The organism is Thermanaerothrix daxensis, assembly GCF_001306145.1.
Taxonomy (GTDB): domain Bacteria; phylum Chloroflexota; class Anaerolineae; order Anaerolineales; family Anaerolineaceae; genus Thermanaerothrix; species Thermanaerothrix daxensis.
In genome coordinates, this window is record NZ_LGKO01000002.1 from 599,832 (window position 1) to 615,992 (window position 16,161).

A 16,161-nucleotide genomic window follows, 5' to 3' on the forward strand; every position below is an offset into this window, starting at 1 on the left:
AATCTATTGGGAGGTAAAAACGGGTGAAAAAACCGACCTTTGGATTACCGCGCATGTATGCCGAGCGGGGGGAGGTACGTGCTTTTCTACCCGAACTGGTCGCTCACATTGAACGCTGGGGTGGTGAGGTGGTGTTAGAGCACGGGTATGGCTCGGGCATGGGCTTAAGCGAATCTGATTATCTTCGGGCAGCACCGGGGATTCGCTTTGCGGATTTGCGAACCGTATATGCTCAGGATTATGTGCTGGTGTTGCGTTATCCACAAGAGGAGTTTCTGCAATGGATGCGTCGGGGAGCATGTCTGATCTCGATGATCCATTATCCGACCCGACCGGCGCGGGTGCAATTCTTACGCAATCTGGGGCTTGAGGCCATTTCTTTAGACTCACTCAAAGACGATACTGGGCGACGCCTGGTTGAAAATCTGCGCATGGTGGCATGGAACGGAGTGCGAACGGCGTTTGAGGTCTTGCGGCGCATTTATCCAGACCCGCCCGGTTTTGAACATCCGCGTCGTCCCCCTATTTATGTCAGCGTGTTAGGGGCAGGAATGGTGGGAATGCATGTGCTGCCGGCGGCCGTTCGCTATGGGGATGAAACTTACTGGCGGCGGTTGGCATCTGCGGGTGTGCTGGGTGTTCAGGCAACGGTGTTGGATTATGATCTCACGTCCCATCAGGCGGTGATGATCGAACTATTACGGCGCACGGATATTCTGGTGGATGCTACTCAGCGATCTGATCCTTCTAAGCCGGTGGTCCCGAATGAGTGGCTGGCCTTCCTACCGCTCCATGCTGTGGTTCTGGATCTTTCAGTTGACCCCTATGAACGTGAGGGGCAGAACATCAGTGTTAAGGCGATTGAGGGGATTCCTCATGGTAATTTGGATCAGTATGTGTTTGCTCCCGATGATCCGGCATTTGAGCGATTGCCTGAGTGGGTCAATACGAAGAACCGACGCCACGTGGTCTCGTGCTATTCGTGGCCGGGGCTGACGCCGGTTGAGTGTATGGACGTTTATGGTAAACAATTAGCACCTATTTTACGGACTTTGATACAGGCTGGGAGCGTACACCAAATTGATCCCAAAGGGACATTCTTTGAACGGGCCATTTCCAGAGCCATGCTCTCTCGCTGGCAATCACACTGAAAGAAAGGAGAGGTTTTTAAGATGAAGATCCACAGTGTTGGGTTTCCCCGAATGCGAAAGGAAGCCGGTGAGCGACGAGTCTTTCTACCTGAATTTATCCAATTTCTGGCTGATATGGGGTTGAAGATAGTGCTTGAGGATGGATATGGCTCACGTTCGGGTTTCACTTTCGATGATTATCAACAAGGGCATATCAATGTGACGCGGGGGAGCCGGGAAGAAGCATTTCAGCAGGATTTGGTAATTGTATTGCGTTCTCCTAAAGAGGAAGAATTCCCTCTTATCCGGCGAGGAGCGATTTTACTCTCAATGCTTCATTACCCCACCCGCCCCAATCGGGTAAAAATCTTGCATGAACTGGGGATACGAGCCATCTCGATGGATGGCATTGTAGATGATAACAATGAGCGTTTGGTCGAGAATATGCGTGCAGTGGCCTGGAATGGTCTGGAAGTAGCGTTTGATGTTCTTGAAAAGCGTTGGCCCGGCTTGCAAAAACCCGATGGGGTCCCTATTCGGGTGCTCATTTTAGGTGCGGGAGCCGTGGGAAAGCATGCTGTCGAAGCAGCCACCAAACTTGGGAATATCGAACGCAACGAGGAACATATCCAAGCCGGGGGGCCGGGTGCAGTGGCCTGGGTGGTGGGGCGGAACGTAACCCGTCAGCCCGGGCAGATGCAGCAATTGATGCAAGAAGCGGACATGTTGGTGGATGCCACCCAACGACGTGATACCAGCCGTCCGGTAGTTCCCAATGCGTGGATCGGGTGGTTGCCTGAACACGCTGTGGTAGTGGATTTGGCGGTAGATCCTTATTTGCCAAATGCGGTTCCCCCGGTTGTGCGGGGAATTGAAGGGATTCCGCAGGGGAATCTGGATAAATATGTGTTTTATCCTGAAGACCCTGACTGGACATTAACCATCCCAGAGGGTATCCCTACCCAACAGCGACGGGTGACCGTGACCTGCTATTCATGGCCAGGGATCCATCCTGAGGCCTGTATGCGGCATTATGCCAAGCAATTGCAACCGCTGCTTGAGGTTCTGGTTGAGAAGGGATATGAAGGGCTTTCGCCCCATGGGGGGTACTTTGAGCGCGCACTATATCGAGCGACACTGGATGGCTGGCTTCAGGCGACGGGCAGTGTTTAAAGGTGCGAACGCGGAGCGTTGACGCATCCGCTCTGCCGTGATAGAATTTGAAGTGCAGAAAGGGCGTGTAGCTCAACAGGCAGAGCAGTGGCCTTTTAAGCCATTGGTTCAGGGTTCGAATCCCTGCACGCTCACTCCCGCAGGGATTCCATCCCTGTCCCCCGCAAAGCGCCTGATGGATCCCCTGGGCGCTTTGCGTGTATCTGGATTAAAGATTCAGTCCCGGGCGGTTACCGGGACTGAAGAAAGGAAATTATGAAAATCGAAAATCTTGCAACGGTTGCAATTGTAATAGCAGGTGCAGTAATTGGTCAAGCTTTTTTGGATCGTTTTCCGGTTCTTTCCCAGTCGCCGTTGATTGCTTTGGCGATTGGGATTGGAGTTTCAGCCGTTTTAGGCGTTGTCCTGTCTTTTTTGCTGAAAAGCAAATCGTAGCACATTAAAAAGCAACCCGGAGACCCACCCGGTCTCCGGTTGCCAAAGCCTGATCGTGCAGACTACCCGTCTGCCGTCCGTGTCCTCCCTCAGCCTACCCCGGCTGATGCTGCTTGGGGACGTCAGGCCCGCGCGGCAGATTGTTTTGAGGCAACCCGGGACCGGGGGATGACCTGTCGAGGATCCGCCCCGACTACCCGTTGGGGCTGCGCGCCGACCGGTGATCCTCGCCCGCGGAGAGGGTCGTTGTTCCCCGGCTCCGGGATACCTCGCATGAGAAGGTGCATATCATGATTGCTCTTTCCACATTTTTACCACTATCCGAAGCCGCCCGCAAGTCATTTTTGGCTGCTTTCGGTGAAGTCCCGGCGGTAGCGCTGATAGATGTCAAGAACGTCATCGGGTATGGCGGGCCAAAAAAGAAAGAGGGCGCGGTCTATGTCGTCGGGAATGGGAGCGATGATTTCAGAGAGCTGCTGCCGAAACGGATCGGTATCCTTGCTTTGCCACCAGAACCACAGGACGAAGCCAACCCCGTAATCGCGTCCGTATTTCCAGCGGGGGTCGTCTGGCGGAAAGGGGAGGTGGTTGAAGAAGAAATCCCGATTCAGCAACAAATTGCGAACGGAAGAAAAGGTGAGCGGAAGGCCGAGCTGTGCGGCGGCACAGTAGGCAAAAGAGAGCAAATCTCTGGGATTGACGCTGCCGCGATCGGAGGTATCGAAGTAGCGGGCACGCCAAAACCAGTCCCTGATGGAAGGGAAGTTCGCCAAAGTCAAATCAAGCCACAAATGTCCAATCATGTAAAGGTAGTGGACCATCTTGAGACGGTCAAGTGATTCTTCAGAAGATTCAGGTGTCATGACAAATCTCCAACGAGGATGGAATTGGGTTTCGGTAGATTGGTTGTATCGCTGGATGATCAGGACGCACCCGATCAACAATCGCTGTGTGCGATTGAATGGCAACGACGGAAACTGTCTGAACTGCCCGGCGGCATATCGGCGAGGGGACATGATCATCTGGCTGGTGGATGGCCTGAAACGGGCGCTGGTATCGGAGGAGAACACCTTTCGAGTGGAGCTGACGAAATTCGAGAAACAAGCGGGCTTTGAGCGCTTGCGAGATTATGTGATACGTTATCCTGCGGAGCAGGTGACCACACTCTTGGACGGAACGAAAGTGGACGAAAAAGATGTTGCTTGCTTGCAGCCAATTGACGTGCTGATGAGAATGGAACCGATCAAGGTTGTGGTAGAAGATGGGCGACCGTACATCACCGATGGCCGTCACAGGGTATGTGCGGCCTATCAGTTTGGTGTTGCTGATTTGCCGGTGTGGGTTGAGGTGTAGCATGGTCACTCTACCTGTTTTTATACCTCTTTCCGAAGCCGCCCGCAAGTACGGGCTGGATGAAGCCCGCTTGCGTGACCTGGTTGAGAAGGGTAAAATCAGGGCAGGTGTACTCCCCGGTTCGGATGAGGTGCTCGTGAGCGAGGATGAGGTACAAAAACGGGCTGAGAAGGAACAGGACTCTGGCGTGCGCAAAGAGGATTTGCCGGAGTATCAGAAGCATGCACATTTGAAGGGGATAGGTATTGGAATAGCCGAAGCATCTAGAAAGTATAAAATCCCTTTTTCCACTGTCCACCGATGGGTAAAGTTGGGTTATGTAAAGCAAATTGGAGTTAATGGTCAAAAGTCTCTTATTGATGAAGCGGACATCGCATATTGCAACGAGGTTTATAAAAAGCGCAAGGGATCAAGGGGAAAATGGTTATTCAAAAGGGATGGAACGCCATATAATCCAAAAAAGCTTGTCGCATAATCTGGCAAAACTCTCAAGAGTATAAAGCGGCCAAAAAGGCCGTTTTTCGTTTCGACAACATATCAAAGTTTATATTGACAAAACTTTGATATGTTGCTAAAATGTGATCAAGCACCTTTCCAAGCCGCCTGCTAACTGCCCCGACAAAACAACGCCCCGCCGGGCGTTGTGCGCCCGACAGGGCGCTCCGTGAGCCGTGTGGTCAGCACGCTCACGGTCGAGGCAAGCAGTGTGCGCTGCTCACCTCATCTGCGATTGTAGCATGAGATGACCGCCCTCTGCAAGCCTCACAACGATAGGTAGATGCGCAGAGGGCTTTGTGTTTCCAAGCGGCGCATGACGCACCTCCGTTCAGGCGGCAGGCGCTTTTGGCGGGTTCGAGTCCCGCCCGCCTGAATTCCGGAATTGCCGCGCTAACGTCGGCCGAGTAGGGAGGTGGGTGCGGGGCTGAGTCATCAGCACCTGGCGGGGTAGGGGGAGAGGCCCCTGCCTGACGGGCGGACGGCGCGACCACAGGAAGCCGTCCGGGGGACGTGACAGCCGGGAGAGACCGGCGCGCTCAGCACCTTACCAGGTGATTAGCGGTAGTTCGATCCGGTCGCACAGGGGCGGAAGGGCTGTGCCACTTCCGCGGTGGGTGCAAGTCCCACCCGGCCGGACCGGGGCGCAGGCGCTGCGGTTGCCGATACGCCGCCCGCGGGCAGGCCACCCGCATGGTGATGGCGGGGTCTCGCCGTGGCGAGATCGCAAGACCGGCAGGCCAGGGAAATGCCGAGAGGGCAACAGTGGCGGTCAGAGCGGGACGGCGGCCCTGCGCCCACCATGAGCAGGTGGATTGGGATGAACTACCCGGCGAAGGCGAGGCAGACCCTCATCTCGCTGAGGTGAAAGATGAGAGATACCTTCTTCAGTCTCAAAGAAAAGACGTTTCAAATCAAACTCGGTCGTTTTCTTCTTGTTGTCTGGAAGACCAATTCCCGCTGGCGCTTTGCGTTCTACATCGGCCACCGCCGATGGGCTAACTAATCCTCATTTTCTCCCAAGGAGTGAAGCATGCTCGAAGTGCAACTGATCGGGAATTTAGGGCAAGACCCTGAAGCGCGCTACACGGCAGAGGGGACGTTGGTGGTGTCGTTCCCGGTGGCGGCGACACGGCGCTGGACGGATCGGGACGGGCAGAAGCACGAAGAGACGACCTGGGTGGACGTGACGACCTGGGGCGGGCTGGCGGAAGTGTGCCACCAGCACCTCACGAAGGGGCGGCAGGTGTTCGTGCGCGGGCGTCCCGACGTGCGTGCGTTCACGCGCAAGAACGGCGAGGTGGGCGCGGCGCTGCGGGTGACGGCGGAGGAGGTGATCTTCCTGGGCGGCAAGCCCGGGGAGAAGGCGGCGCAGGTAGAAGCCGCCGGTGGGAGCGAGGACGATATTCCCTTCTAGGGCTTTCATCCGGGCAGGCCGATCCGCTTGCGGCCTGCCCGTTTCACATTCGGCTACTATGACGGACTCTGACGTGATGTCGGAAGGGCGGAGCGTGGGCGATGGACGAATTGACGCCTGAGGAACTGGATGCCTTGATCGTGTTTGAGGCGGAGAAGCGCGAGCAGGAAGAGCGCAAGTGGGAAATTCTCTACCGGCTGGAAGGGCTGCCGGCCGATGATCCGCTGTGGGTGGAACTGGCGGAGCGGTTGGGGGTGAGGTGAGGCATGGCCGTGCGCCAATGGCAGCCGCCGCCGGGATATTACTGGAAGGTAGTGGTGGATCCGACCCGCACAGGGGAAGAGCCGGGCATGTTCTACGGGGGGCACTTTCGCTGGAGCGACATTGTGCTGCCGAGCGGGTGTCATCGGGAGGCGCGGCGGATTCCTTGTCCCTGGCCGCATGGGACGGTGTTCGAGAACGTCAAGACGGGTGAGCGGGTGGTGATCAAGCGTGGGAAGGTGGTGAGGGAGAAACGCCATGGACAGCGTGCGTCATGAGACTGCCGTCCGGGTGCCGCGTCTAAAAGAGGTCATCGGGGCCTTGCCGGTGCTGACCCATGAGACCGCGGTGCTGGGGCTAGATGAGGACGGCGTGCCTGTGTTGTGGAATCTGCAAGACCCGGCGGTTGGTGCGCTGCTGGTGGTCGGCGAGACATTGGGTCAGGCGCAACAGCCGCTTTGGGTGATGCGGGAGTCGCTTTTGGCGGGGAACACACCGGCGACCGTGCGCATGCTCTGGGTGGGCGAGGGGCAGGGCGATGCCCTGACCGAGGTGATCTCACCCTACACGCGGGCGCTGGAAGAGACGATCAAGCGTCTGGGTGATCTGGTGGAGAGTCGGGCGCACGGCAGACTGCGGGGTGAGTCGGTGGTGCTGTATCTGAGCGACCTGGTGCAGGCGCTTCAGGTGGATTGGGACGCCTACTACCTGTTGGAGTATCTGGTGCAGCGGGGTGCAGGGCAGAAGGTGTGGGTCGTGGCGGCGCTGGAGGCCGGGCGCGCCGATGAGCGGGTGTGGCGCTGGGTGGGGCGGTTTCGCACGCACCTGGTGGGGCCGCTGAGAGACACGGCCGTGCGCCGGCGTTTGGGTGTTCCCGAAAGCGAATTCTGGCAGGTGAGGACAAAGGGACGATGGGTCTCGCTCGTGTTGCCGCGGTGATGATGCTGGGACTGGTGCCGGTGGCCTGTGCGCCGTCGGGCTACTACGCGCCGGCGGATCCGGCGGCCTTGCGCTTGACCGCCCAAGCAGCCGAAGCGCTGGCCGGGCGGGTGGAAGAGAGCCTGGCGTCCACCCGCGCGGCGCAGGAAGAGCTCTTGCGGCAGACGGCAGAGGCGGTGGCGCTCCAGGCCACCCAGCGCTACGAAGCCGAACAGCAGTTCTTCTCGACCGCCACGGCCAAGGCGGTGCAGGAGTCCATGCGCCTGACCGAGATGGCGCGGAGCGCACAGGCGTTTCAGGGCACGGCGACCGCACAGGCGGTCATCCAGGAGCAGGAGCGGAGCGAGCGGCAGAAGCGTCTGGATGAAATCACGGCGATTGTGGTGCGGATACTGGGGGTGCTGGCGCTGATGAGCATGCTGGGAGTGTTGATCGGGCTGATGTGGCAGGCGGGTAAAGAGTGGGTCCGCTGGCAGAGTCAGCGCTGGCGTCTGGTGGAGAGCCGGGCGGGGACGCTGGTGATCCTGCCCGAGGGAGCGCCGCGGGTGCAGGTAGCGGTGGTGCGGGCAGATATGCTGCCGCCGCAAGGGGATGAAGATGAATTCGGCACGGAGTTGGCGGAGATCCCGTATTCGGTGAACGGTGAGGTGGTGGGCGCAATCCGCGCCGACTGGCGGGAAGAGCCACAGCGGCGGCTGGTCTTGCGGCTGCTGCGGGAAGCGATGCGGGTAGCCGGGCCGGGGAGCACACGGCTACCGGGCTGGCGGGAACTGGGCTGGAGCGCAGAGATGTGGAGTCGGGCCGTGGAGACGATCCGACCCTACGTGGAGACCAGCAGCGGGCGCTATGGGGGCACGTATCTGGTGGGGGGCTACACCTTGCATCGTCTGTATCAGGATGTTGGAGCGCGTAAGATTGCCCTCACCCCCTCCCCTGCCCCGAATGAGGAGGCGTAAATGTTCTGTCGAACGAACGAAGAACGAACCGGAACAAAGCAGAACGTTGGCGAACGAAAGGAAAGCGGTGGCATGAACGAAAACAACTTGACCCAAGACATTCGCTTCAACCCGTATCGGGTGCGGCGGTTTGGGCTGTCGAGCACACAGGAAGCCAAGGCACTGTTGTATTTGGAACGCCATGGCGACACACCGCGGAAGGCTCTGTCGCGGGTATTCGACCTGCGCCTGGTGGAACGCCTGGCGGCGCTGGGACTGGTGGCTCAACGCGGCGATACCTACTGCCTTACCGAGAGTGGGAAAGCCGTGCTCCAAGGCTGCCTGGGAGAGGAACATGGGCGGGGTGTGGCGTAGGCGGATGCGGTTGTTTTTGCTCATCCGAAACGAAGACGTGTCGGGCGTCTCGGGTACCGGGATTGTGGCCGAGGGGGTGGAGTTTTCGGATGGGACGGTGGCGATGCGCTGGCTGCGGCGTCCGTTCAGCGTGGCGTTTTACGGGTCAATCCGCGATGTTGTCGCGGTGCACGGACATGGCGGGCGGACGCAGGTGAAGTGGTTGGGTGAAAATCATCACGAGCGAGGCGCGTGCTATGGACAGGAAGAAGCTCACATGGCGCGTCTATCGGATTGAGAGTGAGGAGGATCTCAAGCGGGCTCTGGCACAATACCACACGGTTACCGGGACGAACCCCGTGCGAGTGCGGATAAGTGAGCGGGTGTCGGGTGACCTGTTGAAGTGGGTAGAGCGGTTGGGGATTGAGGTCGTCAGAGCGAAGGATGTCCTACCGTGGGACGTATGGCTGACGGACGGGGCGGTGGTGACGGAGCAGTTGGCGTTGTTTGGAGGGATGCGATGACGAAAGTGATCACGATAGCCAACCAGAAAGGCGGTGCGGGCAAGACAACCACCGTGCTCAACCTGGCGCATGGATTGGCGTTGAAGGGCAAGGAAGTGCTGATCCTCGATTTTGACCCGCAGGGTCAGAGTGCGAGTTACCTGGGACTGAAGCAGGAACCCGGGATTTTCTTTCTGCTGATGTCCTCGATCAAGCCGCTGGAAAAGAACGAGTTGATCCTGCTGCGCCAGCAAGTGCGTAGCACGGGCCGCCCACGCTTGTGGATCATCCCGGGCAGTCAAGAAACAGCAGTGGCACAGAATTCCCTGGCAGCGCTAGACAAGCCGGTTTCATACATTCGGGACGCGATCCAGATTTTTATGCGCAACGGGTTGGACTACATCGTGATGGATACCAGTCCCTCGCTGGGTGGACTGCAAGAGCGGGCAATCTGGGCAGCCGATTTTGTCATTGTGCCGGTTGCAATGGAATTCGGCTCACTGGAAGGACTAGACAAGACCTTAGGCATTATGAGGAATTTGAAAGAGAACAAGGGCTGGCGTGGGTCGCTGGCGGGGGTGTTGCCTACGTTCTATGATGACGTAACACGCGAAACGAAGAAGATCGAAGAAGATCTCAAGGCCGGGTTTGGTGATTTGGTGCTTTCACCGATTCATCGTGCCACGCTGTTTCGAGAGTGTATTGCAGAAGGACAAACGATATTTGAGAAAGCACCTGGAAGTCGCGCGGCTCAGGAATATGCGCGGCTAGTGGATCAAGTCTTGAAATGGTAGGGAGAACACCCATGGCAGAGCGGAGAACGTTCTGGGCTGGAAAAGAGAGTGCACATCCCGAAACGAGTGACCAGGCTGCGCTTGAAGTGTCCATACCGCGGATCAACATGGTTGATCTGATGAGGGGGCCGAAAAAACGGCGCAATCGCACCTGGGAAAAGGCACATCGAGCCAAGACCTTTCGCAGTGTGCCCGAGGAGGTGAGCGTCAAGGTAGTGGCGATTGCCGACCAATTGGGTGTGACGGCGGATGAGGTTGCGCGGGCGTTTCTGGAATACGGGCTCTACTGCATGGAGCGGGAGACCTTGACGTTGCAGCCCAAGATCAAAGGGACGCGCATGACGCTTTACCCGCTGGACAGCGGGTGGACGAAGCAGCATGGTTGGTTAGAAGAAGGATGGAACCCAGTCCCGAAGGTAGTGTCGAGCGAGAAACGCAAGCGCAAGCAGAAGGGGGAAGAGCCGCGGTTGTGGGATTCTCGGGTAGCCTATCGGTTGCCCGATGAGTTAGTCAAGCGGCTGAAAGAGAAAGCCGACAGGCACAATGTTCCTGTTGGGGAACTGGTTGGATTGCTGCTCAAACACAGCGCAAACCGCTACGAACAGGGTATTCTACGGTTGATTCCCTATCCCAAGCAGGATGCACAGGCAAGGTGGGAGGAGAGGCAGTAAAACATGGTCGAGAAAATTGCAATGAATTTTAGAGCCTCAAAAAGCAACGTCAGCGGTTTTGCTGACGTTCCGCTGACTTCCCGCTTACGTTCCGCTGACGTTGACGCTGACAATGACGCTGACGTAGGCTTGCGTAGAAGCGCTACAAGCCCTCTGTTTTGGATGGGTGGCTATGTTTATATCCCCCTGGGAAAAAGCCCGCTCAGAATGCGTCTAGAGCGGTTGTTATAACAAGTCATGAGGAGGTGGATTGTGAACCCTGAAACCAACCCGCACGATGACTTTGGCCCGATCCTGGATGGGGTCAGCATACCCGACACGATCATCCTGCCGCCGGAGGTGGTGCAGTTGCTGCCCTGGATGAGCCTGGCCGAACTGAAAGTGGTCATTGCCGCCATTGCCCGCCTGATGCAGGTGGGAGCCGGGGAACCGATCACCCTATCGGAGTTTCAGCAGATGACCGGGCTGGATCGCAAATCCGTGCTGTCCGGCATTGAGCGGGCGATGAGGCGTGGGCTGCTCATCCGCTACGAGATCACCGGCTACCGCGGCCACATCATGCATGTTTACGAACTCAAGCCGCGGTTTATCGGTGGAAAAACTCCCGATTTTATCGGTGGAATTTTTCCACCGATTGCGCCTATTAAAGCAAAGCAAAGCAAAGATGATGTTGTTGTTAATCTAGATTCAGAATCAACAACAAGCTTTGCTTTGCTTAACTTAAGCGCGGGCGCAAAAAATTCGCAAAAAACGCCCGAAAATGCGTCAAAAAACGGGCTTTTTTTGCGTTTGCGCAAAATCGGAATTTACACCAAAACGGCGCAGTTTTTGTTAGAGCACTATCCCGCGGAGCGGATTGAAAAGTTTCTCGAAATCTACCCGTTGGCCGTGCGGGTAGGGCGGGCCGACGGCGTGGGTTGGTTGGTCAAGGCAATCAGCGATCCGACCTGGGACCCGGACCTGGAGCGTGAAGACCTGGAACAGCGACAGGCACAGCGTGACGGCGATTCTGAGCAGCATGAACCTGAATTACGGGCAAACAACAAGCACCCACTGCCCAAGCGTGTGCTGGATGCCTTACGGGAGATCGGCTGGAACGGGAGCACGGCAGAGTTGGAGGGGTATTACCGCACCAACCGGCGGCAGTTCAACGCCTGGCTGGCCTGGGCGAAGCAACAGCCCCGCGAGTATGCCGCGGCGCGTTTGCTCAACGGCTTGCGCTCCGGGATGAACGCACCCAAGACGCAGGGAGATGGCGATCCACATCGCTACCTGGAGGGGCCGTATGGCGAATTCATTCAGCACTAGTCCTGACCTGACCTCTGCCGAACGCAAACTGCTGGATCGGCTGATCCTGGTGGCGCGGATCGTCCTGCGGCACTTGGGGCCGGGACATCCCGAAAGCGCCTATCACCTGGCGCTGGTGCAAGCGCTCCAGCGGGGCAAGTTTCGCTTTCGAAGCAAACCCGAACTGCACCTGCGTTACCAAGGGCAGGTGGTGGCCACCTACGTGCCCGACTTCATCGTGTGGCAGGGCGAGGCGGCGGTGATCGTGGAGTGCAAGGCGGCCGAGGACTTTGCCCAGGCCGACTTTGACCAGGTGCGCAACTATCTCTCGCTCTACCACGGGCGGGCGGTGGGCTTGCTACTGGGCTTTGGCGGCAAACGCCTGGCCTTTCGGCGGGTAACAATGGCGCGTAAGCGGCAGATGATCAAGCGTGAGGAGGTGGGATGAGATACGGCAATCAGGTGATCCTGGACGGGCAGGTGAGCCTGAGGCGGGTGTATGGCCTGGAAGGGGCGATAGCCCTGGAACTGACGATCACCACCGACCTGGCGGCGCTGGGGGGTGTGCACCGGGTGGTGGTGACACAGGAGCGGCTGGCGCTGGAAGCGCTGGCGTTCCTGCTGGTGGCATATGCCCACGGCGAGGGACTGCACGCCACGATCTACGGCTGGCTGTATTCGGGCGTAGATCAGGCGCACGTGGTGGCCTCGCAGATGGCGTTTCATGTGACGCCGCCGCACAGAGAGCAGGCGGTGAGCGTCCTGCGGGCGTTGGAGACGGGGTACCGGGCGCAGGGCGTGCTCCCGGCGGTGGTGGCGGTGAACGGGTACCGGGTGCGGGTGAGCGAGGTGGTGGGGGATGCGGCGGCCTAGCGGCCTTGGGGATGGCCTAGCGGCCCGGCGCGGCGGCACAGAGCGCCTTGCGCCCCGTCACCGCTTGACGCCTAGCGGCGTCTGCGCTCTTGGCCTAGCGGCCGGCGTTCGGGGGCGCTGCGGCGCAGGGGTGCCTTGGAGCGGGCGTAGCCGCCCGCAGAAACTTGGACTGCGGAGGTGAGAATGCCTGAGTGGTGGGAAGGCTTGCGGTTTGACGACCTGGAAGACGAGTTAGACCTGGTGCGGATGACGCGGGAAGAGGTGCTGAAGCGCTACGGCGTCCTGGAAATGCACTACCGCGCCAAACTCATCCGCGAACGGGTGCTGACGCCGGAGGTGCTGAAAGACATGATTACCCGGCTCTTGGCCATGCCTGACGGCGTAAGAGGCGGGCGGTTGGTGTGGGACAAACTGGTGGCGCTGGTGCCGTTTGAAGGGCATGGGTTTGATCGCTTTGACGTGCAGAACGCGGCGTTGGAAAACCTGCGGGACGAGACGTGGCGGTATGAGTTTATGAGTTCGGCCTGGTGGTGGCGTCTGCGCTGTGTGCACGGGATCGAGGATCCGACGGCGTGGATCGCGGCGCAGAAAGCACGGGGCGAAAGGGGCTGGGGCAGGCGGGTGCTGACGATGGCGTTCGGCAGGACGGATCTGCCGTTGGTGAATGCGTATCGGCTTGCGGCCAAGTGTGAGCGGGTACTGCAAGAGCGGGAGCGGCAGAAACTTGGACGAGATCGTGATACTGAACAAACCGAGGAGTGAGATCATGAGCGAAACCGGTATGACGACCACAACCAACCGCGCCGGCGTTGTGAGCCTGATCCTGGCGGCGCTGGCGGGTGCATTTGTTTGCTTGACGAGTGTTGCGATAGGCCCGGGCATGGTGCTGCTGCTTGACCTGCCCGCCCTGCTGATGAGCCTGGGAGCGGTGATCGCAGGGGTCTTGGGCTTGCGCCAACCCACACGCCGCTGGATGGCGATTGTCGGTCTGATCTTGGGCGGCCTGTTGTTCCTGGGCGCTCTGTGCACGGCAGCCGCCGTGCCGCTGGTGTTGACACAAAGTTGACATGGGGAGGTGAAGCATGTTTGACGCATTTGCGGCATGGCTACGGGAACAGGATCGCAGTGCGGTGACGATCCGCGGGTACCTGAGCGACCTGGCGCGGTTTGCGGCGTGGTTTCGGCTGACGCACGGGCAAGACCTCGCGCCGGGGGAGATCACGCCGGCGGATGTGCGGGAGTATCGGGGATGGCTGCAGGCGGTGCAGAAGGCAAGCGCGGCCACGGTGCGGCGCCGCCTGATGGCGCTGCGCGCCTACTGCCGCTGGGCGGTGCAGGCGGGGTATCTGGCCGCCGACCCGACCGCGGCGGTCAAGGCGCCGCGGGAGACCGAACTTTCGCCGCGCTGGCTGACGAAGCAGGAGCAGTGGCGGCTGGTGCGGGAAGCCGAGCGCGGGATGAACGCGGCGGATACACCGACCCGGCGCTACCAGGCGGTGCGGGACTGGGCGCTGCTGGTTATGCTTCTGCACACGGGACTGCGGGTGAGCGAGGCGGCGGCGTTGGAGGTGGGGGACGTGCAGATGGGGGAGCGATCGGGGTGGTTGCTGGTGCGTGGGGGGAAGGGGAGCAAGAACCGCAAAGTGCCGTTGAACGCCGAGGCGCGGCAGGCGCTGACGGCCTGGCTGGGCGTGCGCGGGGAGCAGGGGGGCGCGCTGTTTGGGCTGTCGGCGCGGCGGATGCAGGGGGTGATGGCGGCGCTGGGACGGCGGGCGGGGGTGGCGGTGCACCCGCATACCCTGCGGCACACACTGGCGAAGAACCTGGTGGACGCGGGGGTGGGCTTGCATGAGGTGGCGGCGCTGTTAGGGCACAGCAGTCTGAACACCACGCGGGTGTATGTGACGCCCGGCGAGCGGGATTTGGAGCAGGCGGTGAAGCGGTTGGAGGGGTGAGATGATCATGGCGTTTCGCAAACACGACTACGATCTGGACGACTTTGAGCGGTGTGAAGAGCACGGTTGTCCGCTGGTGCAGGTGGCGGAGAATGTCGAACCGGAGTGCCTGGTCGAATGGGTGGCCGAACGGGTGGCGGGGCGGCGGGTGGTGGACGTGGTTCCGCCGAGCACAGATCCTGCCGATTACCCGCACCCGGCGCTGGTGCTGGAAGGGGGGATGATCTTACCGGTGGTCAAGGCGCTGGACACGGGGACGGGCAAGGCGGCGGAGATGAATTTGTCCCTCACGGGTTGGGCGGTGAACGAGGTGGCTTACGTGGTGAGCGAGGGGCCGGGCGGGCGTATGGAATACGTCACGGTGGTGATTGCAGATGGTCAGCATGCGCCGATCCTGGCCGGGCTGAACCTGGACATCCTGATCTACCTGCTGGAAGATGCGCAGTTTCGGCGCATTGAGCCGTGAGGGGTGATAGCAGGGTATGCGGCTTATTCGCGTTGATCCTGCCCGAAACATCCACCGCTGGTATGTGGTGGGGGTGCAGGCGACCCTGCTGGACACGTGGGCGGTGGTGTGCGGATGGGGCAGTTTGCGCACGCGCTACGAACGCTGGCGGATCATCCCGTGCGCGGATGAACATCACGCGCGGCGGTTGGCAGAGCAGATCACGGCCCGCAAAAGGCGGCGCGGGTACCGGGTGGGATAGGACGAAAAAATTTATGCGTAATATTGTGCCTGCGGTGAATAAATAGGGTTGCACAAGAATATTACGGATAAGATTTTGTGAAATTAGCTGCATGGCGTGCTTATGGAGCGGGTAAGGGCGATTCGGATCGAGTTATGGCGGCGGATGGAAACCGCCGTGCAAATTTTGGCGGAGGGGGTTTGTCTGAGAGCAGAACTGCAATACCGAATGGGAATCTACGGCGGAGCAATTCAGCGGTTGCTGGACATACTGCTCGAACAAGACCTGATCGAGCAGCGTTTTTTCGGCAGCGGTCAAACTCGCTACGCCGTCTTGCGCTTGACGGATCGCGGGATGGTGTTTGCCGCCGAGTTGGGCTGTCCCATTTGTCCGTCAGAGTGGGACATACTTGTTCAGCGTCATAACGCCGAAGAACACCCGAAACACGCCTTTGCCATTTTGCTGTTTGCCTTTCAGGCCCGCAGACGAGGCTGGCAGGTGGAGGTGTGCCCGCAGGTGGACAATCCGCTGGTTGAGCCGGATGTCCTGGTCGAGAAGGACGGTGAGCGGATTTACGTTGAGGTGGAAACCCTGCGAAACCCCCGCAAGCGCCGGGACGGGGCCGACAACACTTGGGTGCGCAAGTGGAACAACCAGTATGCCTTTCAGCGGCAGGTGGCCGTGTGCACCTTGACGCCTAAACGGATGCAGGGCATTCTGCGCTATCTCAAAGCCTATTTCCCCGGCGTGGCCACCGAACTCACGACCCTGGCCAAGCACCCGGAAAGCGACCTGTGGCTGGAGCGCTGGACATGGCCGAATGAGATTTCAAGGCGCGGGTATGCAATGGGGTATTGACACAGTGGTGTAATTGTGTTACGCTGTGGTTGGAGGTGAACC

General features: G+C 59.3%; 26 protein-coding genes and 1 tRNA gene. All 27 read left to right on the top strand.

Features of this window, described 5'->3' with window-relative positions; all coding sequences use genetic code 11:
- Positions 1 to 23: 23 nt before the first annotated feature.
- Complete coding sequence (locus SE15_RS03000; RefSeq protein WP_054520616.1) at positions 24 to 1,151, top strand: Rossmann-fold NAD(P)-binding domain-containing protein; 1,128 nt, start codon at positions 24 to 26, stop codon at positions 1,149 to 1,151.
- A 21-nt stretch (positions 1,152 to 1,172) separates the two neighbouring features.
- Positions 1,173 to 2,303, top strand: a complete 1,131-nt coding sequence (locus tag SE15_RS03005) for a Rossmann-fold NAD(P)-binding domain-containing protein (RefSeq protein ID WP_054520617.1) — start codon at positions 1,173 to 1,175, stop codon at positions 2,301 to 2,303.
- Positions 2,304 to 2,364: 61 nt separating this feature from the next.
- Positions 2,365 to 2,437: transfer RNA gene (locus tag SE15_RS03010), tRNA-Lys, on the top strand.
- Between the two features lie 121 nt (positions 2,438 to 2,558).
- Positions 2,559 to 2,738, top strand: a complete 180-nt coding sequence (locus tag SE15_RS03015) for a hypothetical protein (RefSeq protein ID WP_054520618.1) — start codon at positions 2,559 to 2,561, stop codon at positions 2,736 to 2,738.
- A gap of 290 nt (positions 2,739 to 3,028) precedes the next feature.
- Positions 3,029 to 3,577, top strand: a complete 549-nt coding sequence (locus SE15_RS14275; RefSeq protein ID WP_152965510.1) for a hypothetical protein — start codon at positions 3,029 to 3,031, stop codon at positions 3,575 to 3,577.
- A gap of 22 nt (positions 3,578 to 3,599) precedes the next feature.
- A complete protein-coding gene (locus SE15_RS03025; RefSeq protein WP_152965511.1) occupies positions 3,600 to 4,091 on the top strand; it encodes a ParB N-terminal domain-containing protein in 492 nt (163 codons plus the stop codon).
- A gap of 1 nt (position 4,092) precedes the next feature.
- Complete coding sequence (locus tag SE15_RS03030; protein WP_054520621.1) at positions 4,093 to 4,566, top strand: hypothetical protein; 474 nt, start codon at positions 4,093 to 4,095, stop codon at positions 4,564 to 4,566.
- A gap of 891 nt (positions 4,567 to 5,457) precedes the next feature.
- Positions 5,458 to 5,592 carry a hypothetical protein gene (locus tag SE15_RS14775; protein ID WP_269082257.1) on the top strand — a complete coding sequence of 45 codons (135 nt, stop codon included), beginning with the start codon at positions 5,458 to 5,460 and terminating at the stop codon, positions 5,590 to 5,592.
- Between the two features lie 27 nt (positions 5,593 to 5,619).
- Positions 5,620 to 6,003 (top strand): single-stranded DNA-binding protein, encoded by a 384-nt coding sequence (locus SE15_RS03040; RefSeq protein ID WP_054520623.1) that lies wholly within the window; start codon positions 5,620 to 5,622, stop codon positions 6,001 to 6,003.
- Positions 6,004 to 6,104: 101 nt separating this feature from the next.
- On the top strand, positions 6,105 to 6,266 hold the full coding sequence (locus tag SE15_RS14440; RefSeq protein WP_160316650.1) for a hypothetical protein: 162 nt from the start codon (positions 6,105 to 6,107) through the stop codon (positions 6,264 to 6,266).
- Positions 6,267 to 6,269: 3 nt separating this feature from the next.
- Positions 6,270 to 6,542, top strand: a complete 273-nt coding sequence (locus tag SE15_RS03045) for a hypothetical protein (RefSeq protein WP_054520624.1) — start codon at positions 6,270 to 6,272, stop codon at positions 6,540 to 6,542.
- Positions 6,523 to 7,203 (top strand): hypothetical protein, encoded by a 681-nt coding sequence (locus SE15_RS14280; protein WP_054520625.1) that lies wholly within the window; start codon positions 6,523 to 6,525, stop codon positions 7,201 to 7,203. The genes SE15_RS03045 and SE15_RS14280 overlap by 20 nt, the downstream gene beginning before the upstream one ends.
- Positions 7,176 to 8,159 carry a hypothetical protein gene (locus SE15_RS03055; protein ID WP_054520626.1) on the top strand — a complete coding sequence of 328 codons (984 nt, stop codon included), beginning with the start codon at positions 7,176 to 7,178 and terminating at the stop codon, positions 8,157 to 8,159. Before SE15_RS14280 ends, SE15_RS03055 begins: the two co-directional genes overlap by 28 nt.
- Positions 8,160 to 8,513, top strand: a complete 354-nt coding sequence (locus SE15_RS03060; protein WP_054520627.1) for a hypothetical protein — start codon at positions 8,160 to 8,162, stop codon at positions 8,511 to 8,513. It begins immediately after the preceding gene.
- Positions 8,494 to 8,790 (top strand): hypothetical protein, encoded by a 297-nt coding sequence (locus SE15_RS03065; RefSeq protein ID WP_201778045.1) that lies wholly within the window; start codon positions 8,494 to 8,496, stop codon positions 8,788 to 8,790. The genes SE15_RS03060 and SE15_RS03065 overlap by 20 nt, the downstream gene beginning before the upstream one ends.
- On the top strand, positions 8,750 to 9,016 hold the full coding sequence (locus tag SE15_RS14285; protein WP_054520628.1) for a hypothetical protein: 267 nt from the start codon (positions 8,750 to 8,752) through the stop codon (positions 9,014 to 9,016). Before SE15_RS03065 ends, SE15_RS14285 begins: the two co-directional genes overlap by 41 nt.
- Positions 9,013 to 9,789 (top strand): ParA family protein, encoded by a 777-nt coding sequence (locus SE15_RS03075; protein WP_054520629.1) that lies wholly within the window; start codon positions 9,013 to 9,015, stop codon positions 9,787 to 9,789. Before SE15_RS14285 ends, SE15_RS03075 begins: the two co-directional genes overlap by 4 nt.
- Before the next feature lie 11 nt (positions 9,790 to 9,800).
- A complete protein-coding gene (locus tag SE15_RS03080) occupies positions 9,801 to 10,460 on the top strand; it encodes a hypothetical protein (protein ID WP_054520630.1) in 660 nt (219 codons plus the stop codon).
- 252 nt (positions 10,461 to 10,712) lie between these two features.
- Entirely contained in the window at positions 10,713 to 11,768 is a 1,056-nt protein-coding gene (locus tag SE15_RS03090) for a hypothetical protein (RefSeq protein ID WP_054520632.1), read from the top strand.
- Complete coding sequence (locus SE15_RS03095) at positions 11,746 to 12,195, top strand: GxxExxY protein (protein WP_054520633.1); 450 nt, start codon at positions 11,746 to 11,748, stop codon at positions 12,193 to 12,195. Before SE15_RS03090 ends, SE15_RS03095 begins: the two co-directional genes overlap by 23 nt.
- A complete protein-coding gene (locus SE15_RS03100) occupies positions 12,192 to 12,620 on the top strand; it encodes a hypothetical protein (RefSeq protein WP_054520634.1) in 429 nt (142 codons plus the stop codon). Before SE15_RS03095 ends, SE15_RS03100 begins: the two co-directional genes overlap by 4 nt.
- A 183-nt stretch (positions 12,621 to 12,803) precedes the next feature.
- A complete protein-coding gene (locus tag SE15_RS03105; RefSeq protein ID WP_054520635.1) occupies positions 12,804 to 13,382 on the top strand; it encodes a hypothetical protein in 579 nt (192 codons plus the stop codon).
- Between the two features lie 4 nt (positions 13,383 to 13,386).
- Positions 13,387 to 13,686: a hypothetical protein gene (locus SE15_RS03110; protein WP_054520636.1), complete on the top strand. Its 300-nt coding sequence runs from the start codon at positions 13,387 to 13,389 to the stop codon at positions 13,684 to 13,686.
- 16 nt (positions 13,687 to 13,702) lie between these two features.
- Entirely contained in the window at positions 13,703 to 14,575 is an 873-nt protein-coding gene (locus tag SE15_RS03115) for a tyrosine-type recombinase/integrase (RefSeq protein WP_054520637.1), read from the top strand.
- 1 nt (position 14,576) lies between these two features.
- On the top strand, positions 14,577 to 15,041 hold the full coding sequence (locus tag SE15_RS03120; RefSeq protein ID WP_054520638.1) for a hypothetical protein: 465 nt from the start codon (positions 14,577 to 14,579) through the stop codon (positions 15,039 to 15,041).
- 16 nt (positions 15,042 to 15,057) lie between these two features.
- Positions 15,058 to 15,282: a WGR domain-containing protein gene (locus tag SE15_RS03125; RefSeq protein WP_054520639.1), complete on the top strand. Its 225-nt coding sequence runs from the start codon at positions 15,058 to 15,060 to the stop codon at positions 15,280 to 15,282.
- A gap of 102 nt (positions 15,283 to 15,384) precedes the next feature.
- Complete coding sequence (locus tag SE15_RS03130; RefSeq protein WP_152965513.1) at positions 15,385 to 16,119, top strand: hypothetical protein; 735 nt, start codon at positions 15,385 to 15,387, stop codon at positions 16,117 to 16,119.
- Positions 16,120 to 16,161: the final 42 nt, after the last annotated feature.

Excerpts from the sequence above, each read along its gene's own strand:
- SE15_RS03005 (WP_054520617.1), top strand. The coding sequence starts at position 1,173 with ATGAAGATCCACAGTGTTGGGTTTCCCCGAATGCGAAAGGAAGCCGGT.
- SE15_RS03015 (WP_054520618.1), top strand. The coding sequence starts at position 2,559 with ATGAAAATCGAAAATCTTGCAACGGTTGCAATTGTAATAGCAGGTGCA.
- SE15_RS14275 (WP_152965510.1), top strand. The coding sequence starts at position 3,029 with ATGATTGCTCTTTCCACATTTTTACCACTATCCGAAGCCGCCCGCAAG.
- SE15_RS03025 (WP_152965511.1), top strand. The coding sequence starts at position 3,600 with ATGACAAATCTCCAACGAGGATGGAATTGGGTTTCGGTAGATTGGTTG.
- SE15_RS03030 (WP_054520621.1), top strand. The coding sequence starts at position 4,093 with ATGGTCACTCTACCTGTTTTTATACCTCTTTCCGAAGCCGCCCGCAAG.
- SE15_RS14775 (WP_269082257.1), top strand. The coding sequence starts at position 5,458 with ATGAGAGATACCTTCTTCAGTCTCAAAGAAAAGACGTTTCAAATCAAA.
- SE15_RS03040 (WP_054520623.1), top strand. The coding sequence starts at position 5,620 with ATGCTCGAAGTGCAACTGATCGGGAATTTAGGGCAAGACCCTGAAGCG.
- SE15_RS14440 (WP_160316650.1), top strand. The coding sequence starts at position 6,105 with ATGGACGAATTGACGCCTGAGGAACTGGATGCCTTGATCGTGTTTGAG.
- SE15_RS03045 (WP_054520624.1), top strand. The coding sequence starts at position 6,270 with ATGGCCGTGCGCCAATGGCAGCCGCCGCCGGGATATTACTGGAAGGTA.
- SE15_RS14280 (WP_054520625.1), top strand. The coding sequence starts at position 6,523 with ATGGACAGCGTGCGTCATGAGACTGCCGTCCGGGTGCCGCGTCTAAAA.
- SE15_RS03055 (WP_054520626.1), top strand. The coding sequence starts at position 7,176 with ATGGGTCTCGCTCGTGTTGCCGCGGTGATGATGCTGGGACTGGTGCCG.
- SE15_RS03060 (WP_054520627.1), top strand. The coding sequence starts at position 8,160 with ATGTTCTGTCGAACGAACGAAGAACGAACCGGAACAAAGCAGAACGTT.
- SE15_RS03065 (WP_201778045.1), top strand. The coding sequence starts at position 8,494 with ATGGGCGGGGTGTGGCGTAGGCGGATGCGGTTGTTTTTGCTCATCCGA.
- SE15_RS14285 (WP_054520628.1), top strand. The coding sequence starts at position 8,750 with ATGGACAGGAAGAAGCTCACATGGCGCGTCTATCGGATTGAGAGTGAG.
- SE15_RS03075 (WP_054520629.1), top strand. The coding sequence starts at position 9,013 with ATGACGAAAGTGATCACGATAGCCAACCAGAAAGGCGGTGCGGGCAAG.
- SE15_RS03080 (WP_054520630.1), top strand. The coding sequence starts at position 9,801 with ATGGCAGAGCGGAGAACGTTCTGGGCTGGAAAAGAGAGTGCACATCCC.
- SE15_RS03095 (WP_054520633.1), top strand. The coding sequence starts at position 11,746 with ATGGCGAATTCATTCAGCACTAGTCCTGACCTGACCTCTGCCGAACGC.
- SE15_RS03100 (WP_054520634.1), top strand. The coding sequence starts at position 12,192 with ATGAGATACGGCAATCAGGTGATCCTGGACGGGCAGGTGAGCCTGAGG.
- SE15_RS03105 (WP_054520635.1), top strand. The coding sequence starts at position 12,804 with ATGCCTGAGTGGTGGGAAGGCTTGCGGTTTGACGACCTGGAAGACGAG.
- SE15_RS03110 (WP_054520636.1), top strand. The coding sequence starts at position 13,387 with ATGAGCGAAACCGGTATGACGACCACAACCAACCGCGCCGGCGTTGTG.
- SE15_RS03115 (WP_054520637.1), top strand. The coding sequence starts at position 13,703 with ATGTTTGACGCATTTGCGGCATGGCTACGGGAACAGGATCGCAGTGCG.
- SE15_RS03120 (WP_054520638.1), top strand. The coding sequence starts at position 14,577 with ATGATCATGGCGTTTCGCAAACACGACTACGATCTGGACGACTTTGAG.
- SE15_RS03125 (WP_054520639.1), top strand. The coding sequence starts at position 15,058 with ATGCGGCTTATTCGCGTTGATCCTGCCCGAAACATCCACCGCTGGTAT.
- SE15_RS03130 (WP_152965513.1), top strand. The coding sequence starts at position 15,385 with ATGGAGCGGGTAAGGGCGATTCGGATCGAGTTATGGCGGCGGATGGAA.